The sequence below is a fragment of the Roseomonas sp. GC11 genome (genome assembly GCF_024437745.1).
GTDB lineage: Bacteria > Pseudomonadota > Alphaproteobacteria > Acetobacterales > Acetobacteraceae > Pseudoroseomonas.
On the sequence record NZ_JANFNY010000091.1, the window covers coordinates 13523 to 18468 of the forward strand.

Annotated in this window: 3 protein-coding genes; 2 read left to right on the forward strand and 1 reads right to left on the reverse strand. The window is 71.2% G+C overall.

What is annotated here, in order from left to right; translation table 11 throughout:
- Positions 1 to 107 precede the first annotated feature (107 nt).
- Positions 108 to 1211 carry an NAD(P)/FAD-dependent oxidoreductase gene (locus tag NON00_RS21040; RefSeq protein ID WP_370688749.1) on the forward strand — a complete coding sequence of 368 codons (1104 nt, stop codon included), beginning with the start codon at positions 108 to 110 and terminating at the stop codon, positions 1209 to 1211.
- A gap of 16 nt (positions 1212 to 1227) precedes the next feature.
- Positions 1228 to 2532 carry a hypothetical protein gene (locus tag NON00_RS21045; RefSeq protein ID WP_256024714.1) on the forward strand — a complete coding sequence of 435 codons (1305 nt, stop codon included), beginning with the start codon at positions 1228 to 1230 and terminating at the stop codon, positions 2530 to 2532.
- Positions 2533 to 2665: 133 nt separating this feature from the next.
- On the opposite strand, the gene NON00_RS21050 is transcribed toward NON00_RS21045, so the two are convergent.
- Entirely contained in the window at positions 2666 to 4666 is a 2001-nt protein-coding gene (locus NON00_RS21050) for a methyl-accepting chemotaxis protein (protein WP_256024715.1), read from the reverse strand.
- Positions 4667 to 4946: the final 280 nt, after the last annotated feature.

Here is a 4946-nt window from a genome sequence, read left to right on the forward strand (position 1 = left end):
GGGGGACGAGGTCCCCCCGGACCCCGCTTTCAGGGGGGCTGGTCTGGGGTGGGGGGTGGGAGTAGCACAGGGGCAAGACACAACGGGGGAGATCGGCCTTGGACGAGATGGAGTGCATCGTCGTGGGCGCCGGCGTGGTCGGGCTGGCCGTGGCGCGCGCCCTGGCCCTGGCCGGGCGCGAGGTGCTGGTGCTGGAAGCGGCCGATGCCATCGGCACGGAAACCTCCTCCCGCAACAGCGAGGTCATCCACGCCGGCATCTACTACCCGCGGGACAGCCTGATGGCGCGCTTCTGCGTCGAGGGGAAGCAGCGTCTCTACGCCTATTGCGCAGGGCGCGGCGTGCCGCATGCCCGCTGCGGCAAGCTGATCGTCGCCACCGATGCGGAGGAGGCCGGCCGGCTCGCCGCCATCCAGGCCCGCGCCGCCGCCAATGGCGTGCCCGACCTCACCCTGCTGAGCACGGCCGAGGCCCTGGCGCTGGAGCCCGCCCTGCACTGCACGGCGGCGCTGCTCTCCCCCTCCACCGGCATCATCGACAGCCACGCCTATATGCTCGCCCTCCAGGGGGATGCCGAGAATGCCGGCGCCCTCTTCGCCTTCAACAGCCCGGTCGAGGGCGGGCGGCTGCTGCCGGAGGGAGGGGCGGAACTGCGCGTCGGCGGGGCGGAGCCCACCACCCTGCGCGCCCGCCTGCTCATCAATGCCGCCGGGCTGCACGCGCCGCGCCTCGCCGCCGCGCTGGAGGGCATGCCGCCCGCCCATATCCCCCCCGCCTACTACGCCAAGGGCAATTACTTCACCCTGGCCGGGCGCTCCCCTTTCTCCCGCCTGATCTACCCGGTGCCGGTGCCGGGCGGGCTCGGCACCCACCTGACCATCGACCTCGGCGGCCAGGCCCGCTTCGGCCCCGATGTGGAATGGGTGGAGCGCCTCGACTACGAGGTCGATCCCCGCCGGGGCGACAGCTTCTACGCCGCCATCCGCCGCTACTGGCCCGGCCTGCCGGAGGGCGCGCTGCAACCCGGCTATTCCGGCATCCGGCCGAAGATCGTCGCCCCTGGCCAGCCGGGGCAGGATTTCCGCATCGATGGCCCGGCGGCGCATGGCCAGAAGGGGCTGATCCACCTCTTCGGCATCGAATCGCCAGGGCTGACGGCATCCCTCGCCCTGGCCGCCCATGTCGCGGGGCTGGCGGCGGCGGCGGGGTGAGGGCATCCTCCCCCGCATGCTCCCCCCTCCCCTGACCGACCCCGGCGGCACCGGGCCGCGCCGCTTCGGCGCGTATGAGGTGGAGTTCCACCGCCGCCCGGGCGCCCGGCGGCTGGTCCTCGCCGTGACCAGCCAGCGCAGCCTCGCCGGGCCGCTCACCGCCTTCGACTTCCAGGCCCCGCTGATGAAGGCCGGGGATCACGACCTCATCCTGCTGCGCGACCAAAGCCGCAGCTGGTACAACGCGGCCGAGGGCTGGGACGCGCTGCTGGACGCCCTGCGTGCCTTCACCGCCCCGCATGACGAGGCCGATATCCTGCTGGTCGGCCACAGCATGGGGGCCTTTGGCGCGCTGCTGCTGGCGCCGCTCTGGCCGGGCGCGCGGGTGGTGGCGCTCGGCCCCTCCTGGTCGGTTGACCGGGTCCGGCATGGCCGCGGCGCCGCGCGCGCCACCCCCTGGCTCGACGCCGCCCCCGCCCTGCCCCGCCCCCAGCCGCAGCCCGTGGGCGATCCGCGCCGCTACCTCCTCCTCTTCGGCGCACAGGAGGTGCTGGAGGTGGAAGCCGCCTGGAACTTCCACCGCGCCGGCTGGGAGAACCTCTTCTTCTGCCCGGAAGGGGGCTTCCACCTCTACAACCACCTGACGGAACGCGGCCTCTGGGGCCGTTTCATCGCCCGGATGCTGGAAGGCGCGCCGGCCAGCGCCATCGCCGCCGCCGCCGCCGCCCACCGCGCCTTCAGCCACGCCCCGCCCTTCCTGCTGCGCAAGGCCCGGCGCCTGCTGCATGACGGGGACCTCACCGCCGCCGCCCCGCTGCTGGAAGACGCCGCCCAGGCCCCTGGCCCGCAGGGCGCCACCCTGCCCCTGCTGCGGGCACTGCATCTGGCCTTGCAGCCCCTCACCCCGGAGCGGCTGGAGGCCCTGCTCTCCCTGCCGCTGCCGGAGGTGGCGCAGACCCTGCCCGGCGGCCTGGACGCGCATTGGCGCAGCCCCGATGCCTCGTCCTCAGGCCCGGCGGTGCGGCTCGGGCCGGTGGCGCTGCTGCGGCTGCGCGGCAGCGGCCACGCCACCCTGCGCCTGCGCGCCGAGGCCCCCCCCGGCGTCACGCCCGCGCTGGAGATCTGGCGGCGGGAGGCGGGCAGGCTGGTCCCGCTCGCGACCTCCGCCGATCCGGCGGCATTCCTGCGCCTCGATCTCGCCCTGCCGGAAGGCGGGGCGGAACTGATTCTACAGCGCCGCGGCTTTTCCTCGGCCTTCGATGCGGAACGGGGCGAGGCGCGGAGCCCCTGGGCGATGCGCGTTTTCCTGGAGAGACATTAAGAACTTCTTTTTCTGAAGAAAAAGAAGCAAAAAGACTTTTTTTCAGGCTGCCGCCGTCTCCCGGCACAGCGGGACGCAGAACTGAAAAAAGTTTTTTGGTTCTTTTTTCCAAAAAAGAACATTTTTTCCCGAACTACGCCGCCCGCACGCTCCGCAGGAATTCCTTCACCGCGGCGGAAAGCTGTTCCGACTGCCGCGAAATCCCCCCGGCGGCGCCGAGCACCTGGGTGGAGGCGGCACCGGTCTGCTGCACGGCCTCGCTGACGCCGCTGATATTGCGGCTGACCTCGGCGGTGGCGCGCGCCGTCTGCTGCACATTCTGCGCGATCTCGCCGGTGGCCGAGCCCTGTTCCTCCACCGCCGCGGCGATATTGCCGGCCACGGTGCTGACCGTGTCGATGGTCAGGTTGATGGACTGGATGGCCGTCACCGCATCGCGCGTCGCCGCCTGGATCTGCTCGATCTGCGAGCTGATCTCGGTGGTGGCCTTGGCGGTCTCGCTGGCGAGGTTCTTCACCTCGGAGGCGACCACGGCGAAGCCCTTGCCGGCATCGCCCGCGCGCGCTGCCTCGATCGTGGCGTTGAGGGCGAGGAGATTGGTCTGCCCGGCGATATTGGCGATGAGCTGCACCACATCCCCCACCTTGTCGGCGCTGGCGGAGAGGGCGCGCACGATGGTGTCGGTGCGCTGGGCGGCTTCCACGGCGCGGCGGGTATTGGCGGCCGATTCCGTCACCTGGCGGCTGATCTCGGCGATCGAGCTGCTGAGTTCCTCGGCGGCGGCGGCCACGGTCTGCACGCTGTGGTCGGCCTCCTGCGCGGCGCTGGAGACGGCGCCGGCGCGCTGGTTGGCATGGCCGGCGATGCCGCTCATCGAGCGCGCGGTGGATTCCAGCTGCGTGGCCCCGGCGGCGAGCTGGCTGACCATCTCCCCCACCTTGCGCTCGAACTCATCGGCGAGGCGGCGGCGCGCCTCCTCCTGCTGCCGCTCGGCGCGGCGCTTGGCCTCCTCCTGCTCCTGGGCGAGGCGGTCCACCTCCAGCGCGTTCTGCCGGAACACCTCCACCGCCCCGGCCATGGCGCCGATCTCGTTGCTCTGGCCGCGGCCCGGGATCTCCACGGCCTTGTCGCCGCTGGCCAGCCGCTTCATCGCCGCCGTCATGGCGGTGAGCGGCGAGGCGATCGCCCCGGCGATCAGCAGTGCCAGCACCACGCCCAGCACGAGGCTGGCGGCCGCGGCGATGGTCAGCAGCAGGGTGGCGGCGTCCAGCGCGGCGCGGATCATGGCCGCGCTGGCGTCACGGTCGCGCAGCAGCCCGGCCTGGGCATCGGCCAGCCTGCGCTGCATGTCGCGGCGCGCGGGGCGCAATTCGCGGGTATAGATTTCGTCGGCCTGCAGCCGGCTCTCGGAATAGACCTGGAAATTGCTGATATAGGCTTCCATCGCCTGCCGCACCGGCTGCAGGGTGGGCAGCGATGCGGGGGCCAGCCGCTCCAGCCCCGCCAGGGAGGCCACGGCGCGCTCGGCATTGGTGCGGAAGGTCGCCGGGCCATTGGCGTCGCCCGTCGCCATGAAGCGCCAGTTGGCGATGCGCAGAAGCTGCATCGCGCTGTTGACCTGCCACCCGGCCTGGGTCAGCTCCGGCCGCTGCAGCGGGGCGAGGCTTTCCACCAGCCGCGTGGTCGCCGCGGTCAGGGCATCGCCGCCGGTGAACAGCTGCGCCCGCGCGGCCAGGTATTTCTCGATCGCGCCGCGCAGGCGGATGAAGACCTGCTCCTGCGCGCCGGAGAGGCCGCGCAGTTCGCGGTAGATGGCGGCACGCGCCTCGTTCCGGCTGTTGCCGGAAATCGCGCCGAACAGGTCATTCAGTTCACGCTGCGCGGTGGTGAGTTCCTGCAGGCTGCTCTCCGCCTGATCGAGATAGAAACGCTGCTCGGCGCGCCGCAGGGTCTCCAGCGTGCGGCTGGCATTCAGGACGCGCGTGGCCTGCTCGTCGATATCCAACTGGTCAACGACCTGATCCTGCACCGTGTCCATCTGGCGCAGGCCCAGCACCGCCATGCCAACGGCAATCAGGATCAGCAGGCCAAAACCCAGGAAAAGGCTGGTACGGATGCGCATCTTGCCCAACATGAGGCGGCTCCGAGCGAGGGAGCATGCCTCATGCGCCAGGGCGGCTTTCACACGGCTTAAAATGGCACGGGGTGCGGGGAAGGCCGGGAAAGGGTTCTTTTTTGAAAAAAAGAACCAAAAAACTTTTATGCGGGCGCGTCCCGCTTTTTGCAGCGGGACGCGGCAAACTCCCCCATCAGCGGGCGGGGGCAGGCTCCGGCGACTCGGCGGCGAGATCGCCGGTGCCGAACCAGCGGCTGCGGACGGTGCGGTAATAGGCTTCCATGTCGTACTGCGCCAC